Source organism: Catenulispora subtropica, assembly GCF_039531675.1.
Classification (GTDB): domain Bacteria; phylum Actinomycetota; class Actinomycetes; order Streptomycetales; family Catenulisporaceae; genus Catenulispora; species Catenulispora subtropica.
Genome location: NZ_BAAAQM010000021.1, coordinates 40,108 through 60,798, shown reverse-complemented (window position 1 = coordinate 60,798; position 20,691 = coordinate 40,108). Strand labels below are relative to the sequence as shown.

Here is a 20,691-nt window from a genome sequence, read left to right as displayed (position 1 = left end):
GCCCCAGTCAGTCAGGCACCGACCTCTACCGCCCGCCCTAGGAGACACCGCATGTCCGAAGCGCCCGAGCGCTCCGTGGAAGAGACCGTCCGCCACGAGCTCTCGGGCGGCGTCGGCTGGATCACGCTGGACCGGCCCGAGGCGTTGAACGCCGTCGACGCCGGCCAGCGCGACCGGCTGATCTCCCTGCTGCGGCAGGCCTCCGCCGATCCGGCGACCCGGGTCGTGGTCCTCACGGCCACCGGCCGCGGCTTCTGCACCGGCGCCGACCTCAGGCCGAAGCCGGGCGCCGCACCGGCCGCCCCTCCCGGCCCCGGCGACGTCGCCCGCACCATCCGCGACGGCGCGCAGGCGCTCATCGCCGCGGTCCTGGACTGTGAGAAGCCGGTCGTCGCCGCCGTGAACGGCATCGCCGCCGGCCTCGGCGCGCACCTCGCCCTGGCCTGCGACCTGGTCATCGCGGCCGAGTCCGCGAAGTTCATCGAGATCTTCGCCCGCCGCGGCCTGGTGCCCGACGGCGGCGGCGCCTACCTCCTCACCCGGCTCGTCGGCGTGCACAAGGCCAAAGAACTGATCTACTTCGCGGACGACGTGCCCGCCTCCGAGGCGCTGGCGCTCGGACTGGTGAACCGCGTCGTGCCCGACGCGGACCTCGACAAGACGGCGCGGGAGTGGGCCGAGCGGCTCGCCGTGGGGCCGACGCGGGCGTTCGCTCTGGCGAAGAATCTCGTCAACCGCGCGCTGGAAGTGGATCGCGCGACGGCCTTCCGCGAGGAGGCCGACGCCGTCGAGCTGAACATGGCGACCCATGACGGCAAGGAGGGTGTGCGCGCGTTCGCCGAGCGCCGTGCGCCGGAATTCACAGGGCGCTGACTGCTGTTGAAGGGTTCGTGACGGGGTACGTCAATGTCCGGAGATCGTTCGCCATGTCGAACGGCGTATCACTTGACGGGTCATCAGTTCCCACCCACACTGACCCTGTCCGTCCACGTATGCTGGGAAGAGCTGCACTTTTGGTATGGCGAACGAGTCGCGAACCGCAGCCGTTCACAGCGTGACACCTAGGGGCTGGGACCATGCCTGCACAGGCCACCGCACGCGAGCACAGTGAGACGGCCGTCGACGCCGCGGACTACCGCCGCGTCCTCGGGCACTTCCCCTCCGGCGTGACGGTGGTCGCGTCCGAGGACGCCGAGGGCCCCGTGGGCTTCGCCTGCCAGGCGTTCTCCGCCCTGTCGCTGGATCCGCCGCTGGTGCTGTTCTCGGTGGGCCACACCTCCACCACCTGGCCGCGCATCCAGGCCGTGGGGCGCTTCTGCGTGAACTTCCTCGCCGCCGACCACGCGGCCCTGTGCCGGGCGTTCGCGGTGAGCGGCGGCGACAAGTTCGACGGCGTCGACTGGCGCCGCTCCGAGCTCGGCTCGCCGATCCTGGACGGCGCCCACGGCTGGGTGGACTGCACGATCGAGGCGACGTACCCCGGCGGTGACCACACGATCGTGGTCGGGCGCGTGCACGGGCTCGACGCCGATCCGGAGTCGAGCCCGCTGATCTTCCACAAGGGGGCGTTCGGCTGAGGCCGCCTCCCGCCCCCGGCGCTCGCGACGCGCTCTAGCCGAGCGGCGTGTCGTAGAGCTTGGTGCCGTCGGCGGCGTACGCGTGGACGTAGCCGACCGGCGGGTGCGTGTAGTTCAGCAGGGGCGTCGAGACCGTCAGCAGGTAGGCGCCGCCGACCAGCCGGGCCGGGGCTTCCCGCTTCTCCGTGCCGTAGCTGACGGTGACCCGCGCGACCTCCGGTCCGACCAGGCCCCAGTTGTACATCAGGTAGTTCTTCCGGTCACTGGAGTCGGTGCCTCCGTCGTACTCCTTCAGGTGGCTGTTCCCGTTCCGGATGGTCGCCATCGTCAGCGCCGACGGCGACTGGTCCGCGTGTCCGGCGTTCCCGAGGCCGTCGCAGAACACATACTCGTGCTTCGCGTTGGTGCCGATCACCATCGAGTCCACGTTCGCCGTGGCGACGGCGGTCTTCACCGCGATCACCGGCTGCCAGGGCCCGCCGGACGGCGCGCACGAGGCGAGGACCGCCGCCGCCTGCTCGGCCGGCAGCGCGACCGGCGCGGGCTCGGTCATCACCGGATCGGTCGGCTCGATCTGCTTCCCGTCCGGCGCCGTGGTCTGCGTCGGCTCGCAGTACTTCGGGTCGATCGGCGCCGGCGTGGTCCCGCCGATCACCGTCGCCGTCCTGTCGTCCTTCCCGGCCAGCGCCAGCTTGCAAGCCGCCACGAGGTCCGGCCCTCCGGTCGGGGCCGGCGCGCCGGGTACGGTCGTCGCGCCGGTCGTCGGGGCCGCAGCCGTGGCCGTCGTCGCACCCCCGGCCCCGGGCCCCACACCGGCCCCGTCGGCCGTCTTCGCGGCACCGCCGCTGAACGCCATCGCCGCGACCACCCCGGTCGCGGAGACCGCGGCGGCCACCCCGAGCGGCAGCCCCCACCGCCGTTTGAGCCCGCCCCTTTGCTGCTCCTGTCCGATCATCCTCAGCAACTCCTCTCGCCGCCGCCCGTGACCGGGCAGCCGGCGCTCGGGAGGAGGAGCCGGCAGTCCTCTCATGCGCCCTCCTCCGATTCGATGAGATGTCCGAGGTCTGATGACAAGCGGCGCCGGGCCCGCGACAACCGCGACTTCACGGTCCCCACCGCGACTCCGAGCGCCGTCGCCGCCGCCCGCTGGTCGAGCCCCGCCCACAGGCAGAGTTCGACCACCTCCCGTTCATGGCGGGGCAGCCGCGCGAGCGCGCGGTGCACGTCCGACATCCGGCGCTGGTCGTCCACCCGGGCCGCCACGTCGTCGGCGTGGTCGGCGTCCGCCCGCGGCTCGTCTTGGATCACGAGCCGTTGGACGAGCGCCTGCGCCCGCCGCAGCCGCCGCCGGGTGTTCGACAGCGTGCCGTTGGCCACCCCCAGCAGCCACGGCAGCGCCGAGTCCCGGTCCAGCACCACGTCCGCGCGCCGGCGCCAGGCGTGCAGGAACACGGTCGAGGTCAGGTCCTCGGCCTCGCCCCAGTCCGCCGTCCGCCGGAACAGGTGGTTGTACACCGCCGTCGCGTGCCGGTCGAAGAGCTCCCCGAACGCCTCCCGGTCGCCGTCGACGGCCCGCGCCCACAGCTCCCGGTCACTCGCCATCAGTCCTCACACCGGATTCGTGTCCGGCACGGACCACGGGGTTCCCGCCGTCAGCCGGTGGGTTCCTTCCACACCACGACGCCGCCCTTGTGCACACCCGGTGCGATCGCCTGGTCCAGGAAGGACTTCACGGCGTCCAGGTTCCGCAGGTCGTCAGCGGCCACCACGCACTTCGCCCGCCAGGTCGCCAGGTTCTGCGCGACGATGTCCCTGATGGACTTGTCCACCTGCGGTGTGGCCCCGCCGCCGTTGTTGTAGATGTACGTCAGCCACTGGGCCGTCCACAGGACGTTCTCCTTGCCGAAGACCACGTGCTTGTTCGTCGGCGAGTCCGGCACGAAGGCCGGCCCCTGCGGGATGTCGAACGCCGTGTCGGCCGCGGTCGACCAGGTCTGCTCGGTGCGGTCCCCGTTGGCGGACAGCGGCACCCCGACGATCGTGTTGTGCCCGGGGGAGACGCATTCCTTCCAGGTGCCGGCCGTGAAGTAGTTCGGGATCGGGGCGCGGTCGATGACGTCGAACACGCGCGGGATCAGCGGCACCAACGCGGTCGCCACCGCGCCGGCCACCACCCCGCGCAGCCAGAGCAGCCGGTGCTCCATCGCCTTGTCCACGCCCAGGGTCAGCAGGATCCCGATGACCCAGCTCACCGCCAGTGCGCTGCGCATGGGGAGGCTCGAGGAGAACAACGGCAGGTCCTTCAGGTGCGTCCACACGCCTTCCGGGCCCAGACCCCACCACGTCAACGGCTTCGCGTCGTACTGCGGTGTCGTGCCCAGCGACAGCACCACCATCACCAGGCCCGTGACCACCAGGGCCCGCGCCGCCGCGCTCCGGAAGCACCACAGCGCCAGCGCCGTCACCACCAGCACCAGCGCCCAGCCGACCAGCGCCTGCTGTTCGGTCGCCCCCCGGGCCAGCGGGTCCACCGTGTCCGGGTCGCCCCACAGTTCCAAGCTCGGGTACACCAGGTAGGACTTCAGGTCCGAGGCGAAGTAGTCGGGACCGAACGGGATCCCCTTGAACGACATCGGGCCGATGAACTGGAACGTCAGCGGATAGGCGAGCAGCACCGCCGCCGTGGCGACCGCGACCGCCGAACCCTTCAGGAACGCCGGCCCGTCCGCCAGGCTCTGCCGGGGCCGCATGACGGCGTACGAGACCAGGAAGAAGGCACAGCCCAGCGCCGTCAGGAAGAGCACTTCCTCGCCGACGAACACCTGCGCCGTGATCAGCAGCCCGAGCAGCACGCCGTGGCGCACCGTGTGCTCACGGTCACGCAACCGCAGCATCCGGTCCAGGATCAGCGGCACCAGATACTGCGCGGACAGGTTCGGGTGCCCCAGCGAGTGCGACATCATCGAGGGCGAGAAGCCCATGAACAGGCCGCCGACGAACGCCGCCGTCTCGGTCCGCGCGGCGTGCTTGCGCAGGAACCAGCGCCAGGCGATCGCCGTCGCTGCCAGGTTGCCCACCAGCAGCAGCGCGAACGACACCGAGGACCCGAACAGGTAGGTGACCGGCGTCAGCACCACGGCCGGGCCGATGCTCTGCGGGTTCGCCGCCATGTTCATGCCGTCGGGGGCGTTCATGGCGTGGGTGAACAGCGGGTTCTGGAAGTGCAGCACCGCGTGCTGGACCGCGGTCAGCTGCCACTCGAAGTAGAGCTGGTCGTAGGGGTTGCCGCGGAGCAGCCCGGTCATCGGGTGCAGCAGCAGCTTCCAGGTCAGGACGACCGCGACGAGGATGTAGACCAGCGACAGGAAGAGCCCCGGGCTCGGGTCGAGGATCTCGTCGATGATCCGCTCGCCGACGCGACGGAAGGGGTTGCGCGACCGGGGACGGCGGTCGGCGTCACCGTCCTCGCCCTCGGAATCCTCGTAGGGCAGCGCCGGCGGGTAGTCCTCGTACTCCTCGTACTGCTCCTCGACCTCGACCTCGACCTCAGCCTCGGCCGGGTCGACCGTCTCGACGTCCCCGGTGTCCGTCCGGGCGGCGCGCGCCGCCTGCTCGGGGACGGCCGCCGGCGGCGTGGACGACTCGGTGAGCAACGCGGCCTCGACCTCGTGGTCCGGTGCGCCCTGCCCGCTCGGGCTCTCCGTCACGGCCTTCCCCTCGTTCGGCTCAGAGCAAGAGGACTCCCCTTGCCAGTGACCCGCTTTCCAGGTCGTGGATCGCCTCGTGGATGTGCTCCAGAGGGTAGGTCTTCGTCACGAGTTCGTCCAGGAGGAGCTCACCCGTCCGATACAGGTCGACATACCTTGTGACGTCGAACTGGGGATGAGAGGTTCCGTACCGGCATCCCATGATCGTCTTGTCCATGTACATCCCCGACACCAGGAACGAGGCCTCCGCGTCGCTGCGCGGCACCCCGAGCAGCACCGCCGCCCCGGACCAGCCCAGCAGGTCGGTCGCCGCCCGGATCAGCGCCGGATGTCCGACGCACTCGAAGACGTAGTCGGCTCCCTGCGGCAGCAGGTCCTTCACCAGCGCGACCACGTCACCGCCGGAGGGGTCGACGAAGTCGGTCGCCCCGAACCGCCGCGCGACCTCTTCCTTACGCGGGTTGGTGTCGACCGCGACGATCCGCCCGGCCCGCGCGATCCGCGCGCCCTGGATCGCGTTCAACCCGATGCCGCCGACCCCGATCACCACGACCGTCTCGCCGATGCCGACCTTCGCCCGGTTCAGCACCGCGCCGACGCCGGTCAGCACCCCGCAGCCGATCAGCGCGGCCGAGGCCATCGGCACGTCCGCGGGGATCGGCACGGCCTGGACCTCCTTGACCACGACGCGTTCGGTGAAGACGGACGCGTTCGCGAAGGACGCCAGTTTCTCGACCGTGCCGTCGGCCGCCGTCCGAGTGAACGGCCGGCTCATCTTCCCGAACGTCGCCCGGCACATCGTCGGCCGGCCCGCACTGCACGCCGGGCACACTCCGCAGTGGTTGATCGTGGTCAGGCACACGTGGTCGCCGGGACGAACCCGGGTCACCGCCGCGCCGGCCTCCTCCACGACGCCGGCACCCTCGTGGCCCAGCACCGCCGGCCCGGGGAACGGAATGGTGCCGTTCACCACGCTCAGATCCGAGTGGCACAACCCCGCGGCGCCGATCCGCACCACGACCTCGTCCGCCCGCGGCCCGCGCACCTCGACGCCCTCGACGACCTCCAGCTTGCCGTTCTCGAAGACCGCGGCCCTCACCGCCCGCCCCCCTGCTCCTCGGCCGCTTTGCGCTCCTCGGTGGCCTTCGCGTACGCGGCCAGCTTCGCGATCATGGGCATGGTCTCCACCCCCACCGCCTCCGGCAGCCGCTTCGCGATCGACTCCGCGGTCCACGCCTCCTCGCCGTACATGGACCGGATCTCCTGAGGCTGATTCCAGACGGCGATCCGCCGGCCCGCCACCGTGTAGATCTGTCCGGTGACGTCGCGTGCGGCGTCCGACAGCAGATAGGCGACCAACGGGGCCACGTCCTCCGGCTCGCCCATCTCCGCCATGTCGAACGGCACGTTCGCGCTCATCCGCGTCCGCGCCACCGGCGCGACGGCGTTGGCGGTGATGCCGTACTTGCCCAGACCGAGCGCGGCACTCCGCACCAGGCTCACGATGCCGCCCTTGGCAGCGCTGTAGTTGGCCTGCGAGACGCTCCCGGCGTGGTTCCCGGAAGTGAAGCCGATCAGCGCACCGCCCCCCGTCTTCCGCATCACCGCGCTCGCCGCCCGGAACACTGTGAAGGTGCCCTTGAGGTGGGTCTCGATGACCGGGTCCCACTCCTCCTCGGCCATGTTGAACAGCATCCGTTCACGCAGGATGCCCGCGACGCACACCACGCCGTCCAGCCGCCCGTAGGAGTCGACGGCGGTCCGCACGATCCGCTCCCCGCCCTCCATCGTCGTCACCGAGTCGGCGCAGGCCACCGCCTGCCCCCCGCCGTCCCGGATCTCCTGGGCCACCTCGTCGGCGACCTCGCTGGACGGTTCCCGCCCGTCGATCGAGACCCCGTAGTCGTTGACGACCACGGACGCGCCCTCGGCAGCGCACCCGAGCGCCACCGCGCGCCCTATACCCCGTCCCGCACCGGTCACCGCGATGACCTTGCCCGCCAGGAAGTCCGCCACCTGTGTTCGCTCCTCGTATCCGAAGCCTACGAATCTGACGGCATGTTAGCTAAGGTTCGCACCAGTGGACAGCGCCAACTGACGCTGTGTCAGATATCACCCGCCGCCCTCCGGGAGCCCCCTGATGCCGATGCCCGAGCAGTTCACCGACCTGGCCGAGCGCGTCAACAACTGGGGCCGCTGGGGGGCCGCCGACGAACGCGGAACCCTGAACCTGATCACCCCGGAAGCCGTCGTGCGCGCGGCCGCCCTGATCCGCGCCGGCAAGCGGTTCTCCCTGGCTCTGCCCCTGGACGAGACCGGCCCCCAGATCGGCCTGATCCCCGGTCGCGACAACCCCCGGCGCACCATGATCATGGTCAACGCCCCGGTGATGGGCGACCGGCATGCCTTCCGCACCTCGGACGACCGCGTCGAGATGGGCCTGCAGGCATGCACCCATTGGGACGCCCTCGCCCACGCCTCCTATGAGGGACGCCTCTACAACGGCTTCGATCCCGAGAGCATCACCGAAGCCGGTGCCGCCCACTGCGGGATCGACAAGGCCGGAACGATCGTCGGCCGCGGCGTCCTGTTGGACGTGCCCCGGGCGCTGGGTGTGGAGAAGCTCGGCGACGCCTCCCAGGGCCACGCGCTGACCCCGGCCGACCTGGACGCGGCGGTGGAACTGGCGCGGGCCGAGATCCGGCCGGGGGACATCGTGCTGGTGCGCACAGGCGCGATGAAGGTGCTGAAGGCGGGGGACAAGGGCGGTTACTGCTTCCCGACCTCCGGGCCGTCGATGCAGACGGTGCCCTGGTTCCACGCCCACGACGTCGCCGCGGTGGCCACGGACAACATCGCGTTCGAGGTGTACCCGCCGGAACGGGACGACGCCCAGCTGCCGGTGCACCTGCTGCACCTGGTCGAGATGGGGATGCTGCAAGGCCAGAACTGGGACCTGGAGGTGCTGGCGGAGGACTGCGCGGACGACGGCGTGTACGAGTTCTTCCTCTCGGCCTCCCCGGAGCCGTTCACGCACGCCGCCGGCGCACCGGTGAACCCAGTCGCGGTGAAGTGACGCGTCACCCGACCAGAAGCACGATGATCGCGCCGGCGATGAGCCCCGGGCCGTAGGGGAACCGCTTCTTTCCGCGCCGCAGCATCGCCAGGGCGATGACGAGGGTGATGACGTAGGCGAGGAACGTGCCGTTGAACACGTGCACCCAATCGCGGGAGGCGAGCAGCATCCCGGCGACCGCTCCCAGCTTCACGTCCCCGAGGCCCAGGCCACCACGGGAAAGCGCGTAAAGCAGCATGTAGAACAGTCCGAGTGCCAGCCCGCCCTCCGCCTCGCTGAGGAGCCGGTGCGGGTGGTGTTCAGCGAGTGCCTCGGCGATGAGCGCGCCGACCACGGCCGCCGCGGTCGGCGCGGTCAGGGCGTTCGGAAGCCGCAGGATCGCGAAGTCGATGACGGCCAGGGCGACGGCGGTCGCCGCGAACGCGACGACGGGCAGCGTCGACCAGTGGGGGCCGAGCCTGACGACGACGCCGGCCTCCAGCAGCACCGTCCCGACGGCGATCAGGACCCGCCATCGACCGACGACCGGCTGCCAGGGGCGCACCTCGGCCTCGGCGGCCTCGGCGGCCTCGGATCCGCCGCTGATGCCCTCGCTGCCCTCGCCGCCTTCGCCGTCCAAGGTCGCGGCGTGCTCGCCGCCCGCTGCCGGCTCGCTTCCGTTCCCGATCAGCTCGACGACGTCTTCGCGGATCTCAGACACCTGGCACCGCCTGAAGCACGTCCCGCAGCAGCGCCGTCGTCTCCGACTGCAAGTCGATGCCCTCCCGATCCGCGTAAGCGATCAGCGTGTCAGCGTGCTGCCTCGCGCTCGACAAGTCGTTCAACGCCGCCAGCGCCGTCAGCAGGTCCCGGTAGAGCAGCTCCGACTCCGGCGCCGCCTGCAAGCCCCGATAGGCCGCACTCTGGGCACCGCGCGGGTTCTGCTCGTGCAAGCAGGCCTCCGCCACGTAGTGCGCGGTGTCGATGATGAGCGCCGTCATCTCGTGCCGCAGCGCCTCGGCCCACCCGTACCTCCGCAGCGGCGCGTCCTCGAACGGCCGTCCCCGGACCAGCCCGAGGGCGCTGACCAGCTCCCCGCCCTGCACCCGCTGGACGAACTCGAGCCAGTCGCACGTCACCGACGGGCCCATGGCGTAGCCGTGCGGGGTGACCCGCAGATGCTGCTCACCGTACGCGTCCGTCCCGAGCCACTCCCGCAGCCGGGCCACCTGCGCGTCGCGGATCGTCACCGCGCCCCGGCGCCCCGGCCACAGCTCCGCGGCGATCTGCGCCGCGGAGCACCCCGGGTGGAGCATCACGAACGCCGCGACCTCCGCCAGGTCGGCGGCCCGGCTGCCGGCCGTCGCGGCCGTGCCCGAGAGTTCGATCGGCCCGAGGATGTTGATCGAACGGCCCATCGCCGCCGGGTCGAACGAGTGCCGCTCCGCCTCCGCGGCCTTGCGCTGGTTCCAATAAGCGTTCTGCCACTGTCCGGGCTTCCGGCGCGCGGGGCTCTCCTCGACGCCCGACGCGACCGGTTCGAGTCCCAGCCCCGCCAGCCGATCCTCCGGTTTCGGCGGTGCTTCGAGGACCGAGCCGGCCTCCAGGACCGGTGTGGCCTCAAGGGCCGCGGCGGCTTCGAGAACCGCCCCCACCCCGCCGGCGACCCCGCTCCCGGCCAGCGCCCCCGGCCCGGCGAACGTCGTCAACCCCAGCACCTGCGGCTGCTGGGCCCGCGCCTGCGCGGCGTTCGGCACCGAGACGATGCTCTCGGTGTCCCCGCGCCCGTGCCACGGCGCCACCACGAGGTCGAACTGCGGCAGATTCGCCGGGTTCAACGCGTGCCGCGCGTGCTTGGCCGTACCCGGCCTGGGAAGCGGGGGCGGGCCCTCCGGCGTCGCACCGCCCGGCGCCGGCGGCAGGGCCTCGATCCGGAACAGGTCGTCGACCGCCACCTTGAAACGGTTCGCGTGCTTCGGTTCCGGCGTCGCCAGCGGTTTGGCCCGCGGGGGGTCGGCGGGCTCGGTCACGTCGGGCTCGTGCGGCCGGCCGTTCCCGACGACCGACCCCGCCTCGAGCGACGCCGGCTTCCGGTGCGGCAGGGCGCGCCGGACCGGGCCGGCCGGCAACTGCGGCCGTGTCGCGGTCGCTCTCACCGCCATCCCGCCGGCGCCGTCGCCGTCGCCGTCAGCCTGGGTCCTGAACGACCCGTCCCCGAACGATCCGTCCTGCTGCGCCGACTCCCATTCGTCATCCAGATCGACACCGGAGAGATCACGGACGATCGCGGCGTACTGCTCATCGCGCAGCGCCTGCATCCGGATCTTGATCCCCGGCCCGCCCGTCTGTGAAGGCGGCGTCTGGAACAAGGGACCTGCGACAGCCCACGGCGACAGCAGGTGATCCGGCTCCTGGACCACCGCCACCACCGCCATCGACGTCCGCTGCCGTCCCGACAGCAACTGCCGGAGCTGATAGGCGGATCGCGGATCCAACGGCACCGCCGACAGCAGCACATGGGTCTTCGTGATCTGCGCCAGCTCCGGGTCGGGATAGGTGCGCGCCTCCCTGAGCGAGACGTCGTGCTTGTCCAGCACCGCGTCCACCGTCGCCGACCACCGCGCCACCGCCTCCACCGCCCGGGGGAGGCTGTCGGTGTGGGTCAGGCACCCCGGCGTGAACAACGCCGGCAGCTCCGACCCGAACCCGACGAGCGTGACCTCCACCTGCTCGGCCCAGGTGCCGGTGGCCAGTTCCACGGCCATCGCGCGCAGCACGCCCACCGATTCGTTCACCGGCGCCAGCAGCGAGACGCCGTGCGTGGCCTCCAGATCGACGAGCACGGCGTCGTCTCCCTCGTCGAAGCCCAGCGACACCAGCGCCGGATACGGGGCCTGCGGCACCTGCGAGGCATGCGCCGTCAACGGGGCCCCGAGCGGGCACACCCACACGCCCGGCCGTTGCGCGTCCGCATAGAAGGGCGAGATCGGCGGCTCCGTCCGCGCCAGGTGGATCTCCAACCCATGAGGCTTCAACACGGTCGCGGTGATGTCCGGCAGGATCCGGTCCACCTCGGCCAGCTTCGTGCTGAGGGTCTTGAGCGCCGCGTCGATGAAGACCCGCCCGGTGGGGTTCTCGATGGTGCTCATCTCGAGTTCCCACCTGTCCGGCTGCCGCACCGCGATCCGTTCGCCGGGCTTGCGTCGCATGACCTTGCGAAGCCGCTTGGCGGCCAGCGTGCTGAGCAGTCCCGCGGCCAGAAGCCCGCCGATCGCGGCGATGGTCTTGCCGGACTCGCTCTCGGTCTGGCTGAAGGTCAGGGTCTCGGGTGCGGCCGGCTCCGCGGCCTGTTCATGTGGTTCCCGGCCCGGATCAGCGCCCTGCGGCCGACCCGGCACTGACGGCGCCCCGCCCGGCCCTGCTTGTGCGGGAGGCGTCGCCGGTGCCGGGCCGGCGGCGGAAGGGGGACCGGTTTCCGGGGCGGCTGCGGCGGGTGGCTGTGGCGAGTTCGTGGTGTGTTCCGGCGGTCCCTGGATCTGCGACAACGCCGTCGCCCCGGGCGGCGAGCCGACGTTCGCGTCATCCGGCAGGACCAGCACGTCACCCGGCCAGATCAGGTCGGCGCGCCAGATCGGCGGCCCGCCCGCCTGCGGCCGGCCCCGGTTCAGCTCGAACAACTCGTCCCAGCGGCGCGCGTCGCCCAGGACGTTCTTCGCGATCGAGCTCAGGCTGTCGCCCTGCCGCACGGTGTAGGTCTTCGTCCCGTTCGCCGACGTGGCAGGTGCGGAGGTCGCGGGTGCGGGTGCGGGTGTGGCCGTGGGGATGGGCGCCGTCCGCACATCAGAATGCTGATCCACTCCCTCCACCGCCGGATGCCCCATGTCGCTGGGCATGAACAGCACCCACCCCGACTGCAGGAACTCCGAGTAGTGGAAGACCGTCCCGCCGGGCATGACCCGCCCGTCGTTCAGCTTCGCGATGTCCGCGAAGCGGTTCGGATCCCCCAGTTGCTCCTGCGCGATCCGCCACAACGAGTCCCCCGGGCGCACCGTGTACGTCGGGTTGTCCACCTCGGCCTCCTGCGTCCGCGCCCCGTGCGCGACTCCGTACCCGCCGTCCCCGTGCACCATCACCTGGGTGGCCGTGACCCCGCCGCCGCCCGCGTGCAGATCCGCGGGCGCGTCCGCCATCGCCGCCACCGGCGACGCGACGATCACGACCGCCGCGGTGACCAGCGTCCCCACGCCGCGCTGCAGCCAGCCCAGTCCGGGCAGCCGGATCGCGGCCCGGTGCCGGACCTGCGCGACGATCTCCAGGAACACCGAAAGAAAGAAGAGGAACCAACCGACCCAGGCGGCCAGATAAAGGCCCTGGAGAAAGAGATGCCCGTCGTCGGGACGCTTCAACGCGGCCCACATCACCGACGGTTTCACGACGGTGGTCGGCAGCAGATCCCGCCCGAACGCGAATAGCGCCGCGGGTACTCCGAATGTCAACACCATCAAGGTGAAGAGCGAAGCCAGGCCGGTCGCCGCCCCGGTGTCCGCCCGCCCCGGCCGCCCCGGGTGAACCGGGTGAACCGGGTGAACCGGCTGCTCCGCAGACGGTCGCTGCCCCTGCGCTGTCCGAGTACCCATATGACTCAGCCCCCTGCGTCAGTGACGCCCTGTGTCAGTTTGACTGTCGCGTGCCCGATGTATTTGCCGTCAAACCCGAATGCCGAGAGGAAGGCCACCGGCCGATCCACTTCGACGGTGACGGAAAGCGAGTCCCGGGTGGGAGACAATGTGATGTCCGTCAGCGTCATGGTGTAGCCGTTTCCCGCGGCGTTCACGAGGTCCGCATAAGGCTGGGCACAGGTCATCGCCTTTGTCGGATTGGGGATGACCGCCGTGCCCTTGATGAGGAAGGTGCTGACGCTCACGCACTGCGCCGCGGTGCGTCCGGCCTCGGCGGCGAGGTCGTCCGCGGTCTGCACGGAGCCGACGCCCCGGCCGCCGTCCCAGACGAACCCGATGAACGCCAGCATCATGCCGCCGAGGATGACGGTGACGATCGTGATCGCCCCGGCGTCGGCCTGGAGCCCGCGGAGTCGGCTCAGCATCCGCTGACCGCTTTGCACCGGTAGGGATCGAGAGGGCTGTACGCCGTCTCCGTCACGGTGAGGTCCGTGCTGAAGATGCCGAGCAGCCACTCCGACTTGAGGGTGCACGTCGCCTGGAAGGCGAACATCGCGCCCGCCGGGGCGCCGTTGACCGCGATGGAATCCGGCGATCCCGGTACCGTGTCGAAGCCCGTCAGTATCGGGGTCCCCTGCGGCGAGTCGCAGTGGATGTTGTTGCTCGGCAGCGTGCCGCCGGAGCTGTCGGCGACCAGCTGTGCCCAGGTCGCGGTCGAAGCGGTGGTCGCGAGGTCCTTGGACCGGCTCATCGATCCCGAGCGCGCGGCGGCCTGCACGGCCTGCTGCACCGCCTCATGGAACGTCGCGATCCGGCCCAGGACCACCGCGACCGTGATGAGCAGGATGATGACCGGCGCGATGATCACGGCCTCGATCGTCGCGCTGCCGGTGTCGGCGGGCCCGGGGCCCTGGCCGCGGCGCTGTCTCATCGTCGTCATCCATGCGTGAAGATCTCAGGGTTCGCGATGGCGGTCCTGGAGATCGGGAGGATCAGGGGTGGGATGAAGGGCAGGGGCTCCTCGTCCGCGGTCACCACGAACTGGATCTGCCCCTGGGCGGTCAGGCCGCCGCCGGGCGCCTGCGCGTCGACGGTCCGGAGGCGGCTGCCCCCGTTCTGGACGAGATAGTCGACGGCGGCGGTGCGGCCGTCGGCGATCGCCGTGGCCTGCGGGACGCCCGCGCCGAGTTCCACCGCCGTCCGTCGCGCGCCGACCTGCGCCGCCGCCAGCGCCACCTGCGCGGTGTAGTGGTACATCGCGGCCTGGAACACCAGCATCAGCGCGGCGAAGAAGACGGGGAACACGATGGTGATCTCGAGCGTGGACACGCCCTCGTCCCCTCGTGCGATGCGAGGGCCCTTCCACAGCCGTTCGATCATCATCGTGTTCCCTCGTGCCGCTCGATCAGGGCGCAGGTGTGGTGCCGGAGGTGGCTATGTTCCCCTTGTCCTTGTTCCAGATGGTGTTGAAGGCGGCGACGAGCAAGCCGGCGGCTGCGATCAGGAACCCGCCGATGATCACCATCTCCAGCGTGGTGACGCCCTCGTCCTCCTTGCGCCACCTCTGCAGCGCGCCCTGGAACATGGCCCAATGGAGCCGTAGGCTCTGGATTTCCTGGTAGAGCATCCTCTTCTCCTCGGTTCGATGTGTGTGTACCGATGTGTGGTGTGCTCCCCCGCTCAGCGGGCGTTGAGGATCTCGACGACGGCCGGGTAGCCCATCATGATCATGATGACCAGGCCCATGCACGTCACCGGAACCACCATGCGCTCGCTCCGTGCGTTCGCCACGGCGCGCTCCTCGGTCAGGACCGCGTCGCCGAGGCTGTCGGCCTGCGCGGTCAGCCGCTGGAACACGGCCGTGCCCTCCTCGCTGGCCGAGCGCAGCGTCTGGGCCGCCTCGACCAGGTGCATGACACCGAGCTCGGTGCCAAGTTCCTCCAGGGCCTGCCACGGTGTCGTGTTCGACATCTGCGAGGCCAGCAGCGTCGCGCGGATGCGGTGCAGCACCCACGAGTCGCCGACCGCGGCCGCCTCTGACATCGCTTGGACGATGCCGAGGTTCGCGCGGCGCTCGAGCGCGACGTTGATCAGGTAGGCGTGCAGGACCTTCTCGAACTCGGTCCGCGCCCGGGCCGCCTGGCTCTTGACCTCCAGGTCGGGGCCGAAGAAGCACAGCGCGCCCAGCAGCAGGGCGAACCCCGCCGGGATCGCGAGCGAGAGGTGGACCTTCGCCGCCGTCATCAGGATGGTGAAGACCAGCGGGAGCAGCAGCCCGAGCGCCCCCATGCCGATCTTCTGCGCGGTGTGCGCCGTCGCGTTCCGGCCCAACATGGCCAGGTCCTCGGGCGGCGCCAGCATCAGGCCGCTGCCCTGGATCCAGGTCAGCAGGCCCTCGGGCAGGATCGACTTCCCCTTCGAGCCCTCACCCGTGCGCGGGTGGCCCGCGGTCGGCGTGGCCTCCCGCAGCGGCGCGTTGAGCCGTTGCACCGCCGACCGGAGCTCCGGTGGTGGACTGGGCAGCAGCTGTGCGACGACCAGGGTCAGGCCGCCGCCCGCGGCGATCCCGGCCACGATCGGGCCCACGAGGCTCATGAACCGCCTCCCATCCCGAAGACCTTGCCCTGTTCCTCGGCCGGCGACCGGGCCGCGTCCGCGCCGAACAGCCGGGGCTCCGGCGCCAGCCGCGCGATGGACCGCGCCCACATCAGACAGCCCAGGAACATCGCGACGAAGATCAGGAACGCCACCTGACCGGCCGCTGTGCGGTAGCTCGCCACGAAGTTGACCTGTGTCAGCGGCGCGCTGAAGAACATCAGCAGCCCGATGATCGTCACCCACCGCGCCGTCGACGCGGGCCGGGCCCGGTCGGCCTCCAGCTCCTGCCGGACCTCCACCCGCTTCTTGACCATCGCCGCGAGCCCGTCCAGCGACTCGGCCAGCCCCTCGATCGACCGCCCGGAGACCATGATCAGCTTCTGGCAGGCGAAGTCGTAGGTCCCGTCGCCGATCTCCTCGGCGAAGGCCATGATCGCCGAGCTGGTGGGCATTCCGGCGGCGATCGCTGCGGACATCCGCCGCAGCTGCGGGGCGATGGCGTCGACGTCCCGCGCCGAGACGGACAGCGCCTGGTCCAGCGAGATGCCCGCCCGCATCCGCGCCGCGACTCCCCGGATCCACGCGTCCAGCGCCCGCAGCCGCGCGGTCTGCTCCTTGCGCGACCGGTCCGGCAGCACCAGCACCGGCACCACGACGACCAGCGCCATCGCGGCCAGCCCGAACACCGGCACCCGCGTCACCAGCCAGGTGGCGGCCCCGATGATCACCGACCCGAAGCCGACCGCCTGCCGCCGCTCCCGGGCGTGCGGCCCGTCGGCGGGCGCCACGAAGTTCCCGAGCCGGGTCAGCGGACCGTCCTTGATCGGCCGGGCCGCACCCGGAGCCCGCTCCTCGCGCGCGATCAGGCCGGTGACGAAGAGCAGCAGACCGACACCGACGCCGCAGCCCGCCGCGAGGGCGATCATGTCACTGGAGTCCATGGTCGCCTCCGATCCGGTCGGCGCGGCCGGCGGGTTCGATGCGACCGGCGTGACCGGCACGATCGGCACGGCTGGCACGATCGGGACGGCTGACGTGGTCGGCGTGACTAGCACGATCGGCGCGACTGGCACGGCTAACGCGACTGGCACGGCTAACGCGACCGGCACGGCTAACGCGACCGGCCGGCGACATGGTCAAATCACCGATGTCCACGTTCGCCTCCGCCCCGGTCGCCCTGGTCGCCGCGTTCACCGCGTTCGCCGCGTTCGCCGCGTTCACCACGGTCGGCGCGCCAGCTTCGGCCGGTCCGGTCGTAGCTCTGCCCACCGCCCCGGCCGTTCCCGTCCTCGCCGTCGGCGTACCGGTCGATGCGCTGCCGGTCCTGCAGGTACTGGCGGTCGAACTGGTCCTGGTCCGGTACGCGGCCGGCCTGTTCGCGATTGGTGGTGTGTTCGCGGTAGGCGGCCTGGTCGCGGTAGGCGCTCGCCGCCACCGGGTTGCCCATGCCCTTGAAGGGCGCCGCCACCGTCTCCGCGCGGTGCTGCGCCGGTGACGCCGCCTGGGCCTTCTGCTGTTGCTGTTGCTGCGCCGTGCTGCCGCCGACGCCGGCCAGGCTCCAGCTGTCGTTGCCGTGCAGCAGCCAGTTCGGGTCGAAGCCGGCCTTCTGCAGGCGGGTCATCTTCTCCGGGCGGTGGGCGAACACCGCGCGGCCGTCGGCGCCGGGGGCGAACACGTCGGTGGCCGACGGGTTCATGCCATCGCCCATGCCGTTCACCTCGACGATCTGGTCGACGTAGCGGCGGGCGCCGCGGGTGTTCTGGACGCCGGCCGCGGAGTCGGCGTCCATCTGGACGTTCACGATGTAGTGCAGGGACTCGGCGGCGAGCTGTACGGCCGAGTCGCGGGTCATGTTCGTCCTCGTGCACAGGGTGACGAAGCGGCCGAACACGTCGCGGGCGGAGTTGGCGTGCATCGTGCACAGCGAGCCGCGGCCGCCGGTGGACACCGCCTCCAGCATCGCCACGACCTCGGCGCCGCGGATCTCGCCGACGATCAGGCGGGTGAAGTTCATGCGGAGCGCGACCTCCATGATGTCGGTCAGCGTCACCTCGCCGGCGCGGCGGCCGTTGTAGCCCTTCTCGGCGGTGCCGACCAGCGACTGGTACGCGACCATGCGCGGGTGCCGGCCGACCTCGTCGAGGTGCAGTTCGTACTCCGTCTCCAGCGTCGCGTAGCGCTCCATCGGCGGGATCTCGGCCGCCATCGCGCGCAGCAGCGTGGTCTTGCCGGAGTTCAGCGGGCCGGTCACCACGATGTTGCAGTTGGCCAGCACGGCCGCCCGCAGGAAGGCGGCGATCGCGGGCGAGATCATCCCGCGCCCCACCAGGTCGTCCAGCGTCACGTCGACGACCCGGTGCCGCCGGATCACCAGGTTCGGCCGCTTGCAGGTGCCGATCGTGGCGGTGAGCCGCGCCCCGTCCTCCAGGGTGAGGTACAGGTTCGGGCTGTTCGCCGACAGGGTCCGGTTCTGCTTCGCCGCCCAGTACTGCAGGTCGCTCAGCAGCGCCTCGTCGGTGTCCGCGATCGCCGGGGCGCGCTCCACGCGGCCGTCGCTGTAGACGACGTAACCGTCGTCGCAGCCCCGGAACTCGATGTTCTCGATGTCGGGGTGCTCCAGCAGCGGGGTCAGCCGGCCCATCCCGAACACCGACGCGCTCACCGCGCGGCGCATGGTGTGCTGCTGGGTCTCCGACGGCGCCAGGCCCCGCGAGATGGCCCGCGCGTACCAGGAGTTGACGGCCTCCTCGATCATCGCCATACCGAAGGCGCGCCGCTGCTCCTCGGTGCCGACGTCGCGCGCCGGGAACTGCTCGGTGATCCGGTCGCGGACCTGTTTGCGCAGCAGGTCGACGGCGGTCCAGTCGATGTCGGCGAAGGCGTTGATGTCGCCGGCGGCCGCGCCCCGGTGGCCGGCGGTCCCGGCACCGGCGTAGGTGCTCGTGCCGCGGCGGTCCAGCTGCCGGCCGGGCGCGGGCTGGAAGGACGGGCTGAGCTGGGCGTGCTGCCCCGACTGGCTGAGTTGCGCGTGCTGACCGGATTGACTGAGCTGCGCGTGCTGCCCCGACTGGTCGGGCGCCGCGGGCAGGCCGGCCGGCTGCCGGGTCGCGGGCCACTGCGGGTGCGACTCGGTGGAGACCGGGAACTGCGCGCCGTTGACCACCGGTGTGGCCGCCTGGCCGGGATGCATCGTGGGCGGTCGCAGTTCCCTGACGGGGGCGAGCGGCGGCTCCGGCCGGTGCTGGCCGGTCTGCCCCTGCGCCTGGCCCGGCCCCAGCCCGGGTCCGTGCCCCTGCCCCGGATTCGGCCGGGCCTCCCACGGCGGCGCCTCGGGCGCCGGGAGCGAGACGCTCTCACGGTTCAGGAACGCTATGGCGTCGCGCAGACCTGAGCCCTGCGCGCTGCGGCCGGCGTTGTGTCCTCCGGAGCGCAGCCGCCCGGAGAACCGGTTGTCCGCGCTCTTCTCACTGCGGTCAGCCGACATGGGCCGCCTCCCCGTAGCCGGCGGGCAGCGACAGGTGCCCGGTGCGGGCGGCCGGCGCGGGCCGGCTCAGCTGCTGGTCGATCGATGCCTGCAGGACCCTGACATCCCGCATGTAGGCCGAGCGCAGATAGCCGCCGGGCAGATGGCGGCGGCCCAGCAACTCGGCGCCGACCCGTTCGTCGTGGCGCACCTCGGCGATGGTGTCGATCTCCAGCGTGTGCTGGATCGCCTTACGGCTGTTGTGGCGCTGCGACGACGGCGGACGCACCACCGCGGCCAGCCGCCAGCGCGGGTCGGCGTAGGGACGCGCGGCCATCAGCTGCACGGTCAGGTTCTGGACGGCGTCGTGCGCCGCGCGGATGTGCTCCAGGTGGTCGCCGGTCAGCACCAGCACCAGGTCGGCGTTGCGGATCAGCGGCAGCGGGGCGTACGGCGAGTGCAGCGAGCCGCAGTCCACCAGGACGTCGACCGGCCGCCGCTTCACGATCAGCGACGGCAGCAGGTGCGAGAGCGGCTCCCACAGCGCGGCCACGCCCGCGGCCTGCGCCGGGACCTGGACCCCGGCCAGCAGCCGGGCCTCCGATCCAGGGCTCAGCGGCTGCACGAAGTTGTAGACCTGCTGGGTGATGTCCGCGCGCTGGTGGATCGCGGCCAGGCCGAGCAGCCCCTTCGTCAGGTCGCCGGCGCCCTGCTGGTAGCCGGCGAGGATGTCCCCGTAGCGGGGGTCGCACTCGGCCACCAGTACCGGGCGCGGCCAGATCTCCGCCAGGGCGACCGTCGTCGTGGTCACCCCCGGCGCGTTCTTGGCCGACAACAGGCAGATCATCACCATGGTCCCGTCGATCCGTCCCGTCGCTACTGGCCGCTCGGCGGGACGATGACGCCCAGCCGCTGCTCGTCCGCGAACAGCTCGATGTTCGCCGCCTCCGCCGGGTCGACGGCGAACGTCACCTTCCCGGGCGCGCCCGCGGCCGACTGGGTCAGGCTGACGACGGTGACCTTGAACGTGGCGGTCTTCGATCCCGACAGCACGTGCGCCCCGGCCGAGTCCGGAACCACCGTGTACTTGCCGTTCGCGTCGCCGATGACGCCGTTCGCCACCAGGACCAGCTTCTTGCCGGGCGCGATGCCGGACGGCATCAGGATGTCCTTGAGGTCGACCACGACCAGCGAGGTCCCGGGCGGCGTCGGCGGCGCCGTGGAGACGTCGGCCGGGTTGAGCAGGGCCCCGGCGTGCAGCTGCGTGGTCGCCGACATGGTGAGCACCGTCGGCTCCTGGTCGGAGGCGACGTACCGGACACCGGTGGTGTTCAGCGCCACCTGCACCGTGGTCAGATCATCCGCGGTGATCTTGGTCCCGTACGGCACGTCCTTGGCCAGCATCAGCACCGAGCTCTTGGCCGCGGCCTGGTGGTTCCAGAACACGAAACCGACCGCCGAGGCACCCATCAGGGCGACACCGAGGGCCAGGACGGCGGGCTGCCGCCGGGCCTTCGGAGGGTCGGGCTGAACGAACGGCGTGGGCGTGAAGTTCCCGCCCGTCGGCGGTGTCGCGGTTCCGGTGCGCATGGTCGGTGCTCTTTCCCGATTG

At 71.4% G+C, this 20,691-nt stretch carries 19 protein-coding genes; 3 read left to right on the top strand and 16 right to left on the bottom strand.

What is annotated here, in order from left to right:
- The first annotated feature begins 51 nt into the window (after positions 1–51).
- Complete coding sequence (locus ABD466_RS19455) at positions 52–873, top strand: enoyl-CoA hydratase/isomerase family protein (RefSeq protein WP_344658516.1); 822 nt, start codon at positions 52–54, stop codon at positions 871–873.
- 203 nt (positions 874–1,076) lie between these two features.
- On the top strand, positions 1,077–1,577 hold the full coding sequence (locus ABD466_RS19450; RefSeq protein WP_344658515.1) for a flavin reductase family protein: 501 nt from the start codon (positions 1,077–1,079) through the stop codon (positions 1,575–1,577).
- Positions 1,578–1,611: 34 nt separating this feature from the next.
- Here ABD466_RS19450 and ABD466_RS19445 read toward each other — a convergent pair whose 3' ends face one another.
- The 5 genes from ABD466_RS19445 to ABD466_RS19425 form a co-directional block, all read right to left on the bottom strand.
- On the bottom strand, positions 1,612–2,532 hold the full coding sequence (locus ABD466_RS19445) for a hypothetical protein (protein ID WP_344658514.1): 921 nt from the start codon (positions 2,530–2,532) through the stop codon (positions 1,612–1,614).
- A 71-nt stretch (positions 2,533–2,603) separates the two neighbouring features.
- Positions 2,604–3,179, bottom strand: a complete 576-nt coding sequence (locus ABD466_RS19440) for an RNA polymerase sigma factor (RefSeq protein ID WP_344658513.1) — start codon at positions 3,177–3,179, stop codon at positions 2,604–2,606.
- 50 nt (positions 3,180–3,229) lie between these two features.
- Positions 3,230–5,284 carry a hypothetical protein gene (locus ABD466_RS19435; RefSeq protein ID WP_344658512.1) on the bottom strand — a complete coding sequence of 685 codons (2,055 nt, stop codon included), beginning with the start codon at positions 5,282–5,284 and terminating at the stop codon, positions 3,230–3,232.
- Between the two features lie 19 nt (positions 5,285–5,303).
- Positions 5,304–6,383 (bottom strand): Zn-dependent alcohol dehydrogenase, encoded by a 1,080-nt coding sequence (locus ABD466_RS19430; RefSeq protein ID WP_344658511.1) that lies wholly within the window; start codon positions 6,381–6,383, stop codon positions 5,304–5,306.
- On the bottom strand, positions 6,380–7,300 hold the full coding sequence (locus tag ABD466_RS19425; protein WP_344658510.1) for an SDR family oxidoreductase: 921 nt from the start codon (positions 7,298–7,300) through the stop codon (positions 6,380–6,382). The genes ABD466_RS19430 and ABD466_RS19425 overlap by 4 nt, the downstream gene beginning before the upstream one ends.
- A gap of 124 nt (positions 7,301–7,424) precedes the next feature.
- Here ABD466_RS19425 and ABD466_RS19420 point away from each other — a divergent pair, with 124 nt between their 5' ends.
- Positions 7,425–8,360, top strand: coding sequence for a cyclase family protein (locus ABD466_RS19420; RefSeq protein ID WP_344658509.1), 936 nt, complete (start codon positions 7,425–7,427; stop codon positions 8,358–8,360).
- 4 nt (positions 8,361–8,364) lie between these two features.
- Here ABD466_RS19420 and ABD466_RS19415 read toward each other — a convergent pair whose 3' ends face one another.
- From ABD466_RS19415 to ABD466_RS19365, 11 genes are all read right to left on the bottom strand, one after another.
- Complete coding sequence (locus ABD466_RS19415; protein WP_344658508.1) at positions 8,365–9,060, bottom strand: prepilin peptidase; 696 nt, start codon at positions 9,058–9,060, stop codon at positions 8,365–8,367.
- On the bottom strand, positions 9,053–12,835 hold the full coding sequence (locus ABD466_RS19410; RefSeq protein WP_344658507.1) for an AfsR/SARP family transcriptional regulator: 3,783 nt from the start codon (positions 12,833–12,835) through the stop codon (positions 9,053–9,055). Before ABD466_RS19410 ends, ABD466_RS19415 begins: the two co-directional genes overlap by 8 nt.
- 146 nt (positions 12,836–12,981) lie before the next feature.
- Positions 12,982–13,371 (bottom strand): hypothetical protein, encoded by a 390-nt coding sequence (locus ABD466_RS19405; RefSeq protein WP_344658506.1) that lies wholly within the window; start codon positions 13,369–13,371, stop codon positions 12,982–12,984.
- Between the two features lie 65 nt (positions 13,372–13,436).
- Positions 13,437–13,949 carry a TadE family protein gene (locus ABD466_RS19400; RefSeq protein WP_344658505.1) on the bottom strand — a complete coding sequence of 171 codons (513 nt, stop codon included), beginning with the start codon at positions 13,947–13,949 and terminating at the stop codon, positions 13,437–13,439.
- Positions 13,950–13,954: 5 nt separating this feature from the next.
- On the bottom strand, positions 13,955–14,347 hold the full coding sequence (locus ABD466_RS19395) for a TadE/TadG family type IV pilus assembly protein (protein ID WP_344658504.1): 393 nt from the start codon (positions 14,345–14,347) through the stop codon (positions 13,955–13,957).
- A gap of 76 nt (positions 14,348–14,423) precedes the next feature.
- The gene (locus tag ABD466_RS19390; protein ID WP_344658503.1) at positions 14,424–14,645 is read right to left on the bottom strand and encodes a hypothetical protein; all 222 of its coding nucleotides are present in this window, start codon (positions 14,643–14,645) and stop codon (positions 14,424–14,426) included.
- A gap of 53 nt (positions 14,646–14,698) precedes the next feature.
- Positions 14,699–15,613 carry a hypothetical protein gene (locus tag ABD466_RS19385; RefSeq protein WP_344658502.1) on the bottom strand — a complete coding sequence of 305 codons (915 nt, stop codon included), beginning with the start codon at positions 15,611–15,613 and terminating at the stop codon, positions 14,699–14,701.
- On the bottom strand, positions 15,610–16,626 hold the full coding sequence (locus ABD466_RS19380; protein WP_344658501.1) for a type II secretion system F family protein: 1,017 nt from the start codon (positions 16,624–16,626) through the stop codon (positions 15,610–15,612). Before ABD466_RS19380 ends, ABD466_RS19385 begins: the two co-directional genes overlap by 4 nt.
- 131 nt (positions 16,627–16,757) lie before the next feature.
- Positions 16,758–19,100, bottom strand: coding sequence for a TadA family conjugal transfer-associated ATPase (locus tag ABD466_RS19375; protein ID WP_344658500.1), 2,343 nt, complete (start codon positions 19,098–19,100; stop codon positions 16,758–16,760).
- A complete protein-coding gene (locus ABD466_RS19370) occupies positions 19,090–19,932 on the bottom strand; it encodes a CpaE/TadZ family protein (RefSeq protein WP_344658499.1) in 843 nt (280 codons plus the stop codon). The genes ABD466_RS19375 and ABD466_RS19370 overlap by 11 nt, the downstream gene beginning before the upstream one ends.
- Before the next feature lie 23 nt (positions 19,933–19,955).
- A complete protein-coding gene (locus ABD466_RS19365) occupies positions 19,956–20,669 on the bottom strand; it encodes a CpaB family protein (protein ID WP_344658498.1) in 714 nt (237 codons plus the stop codon).
- Between the last annotated feature and the right edge of the window lie 22 nt (positions 20,670–20,691).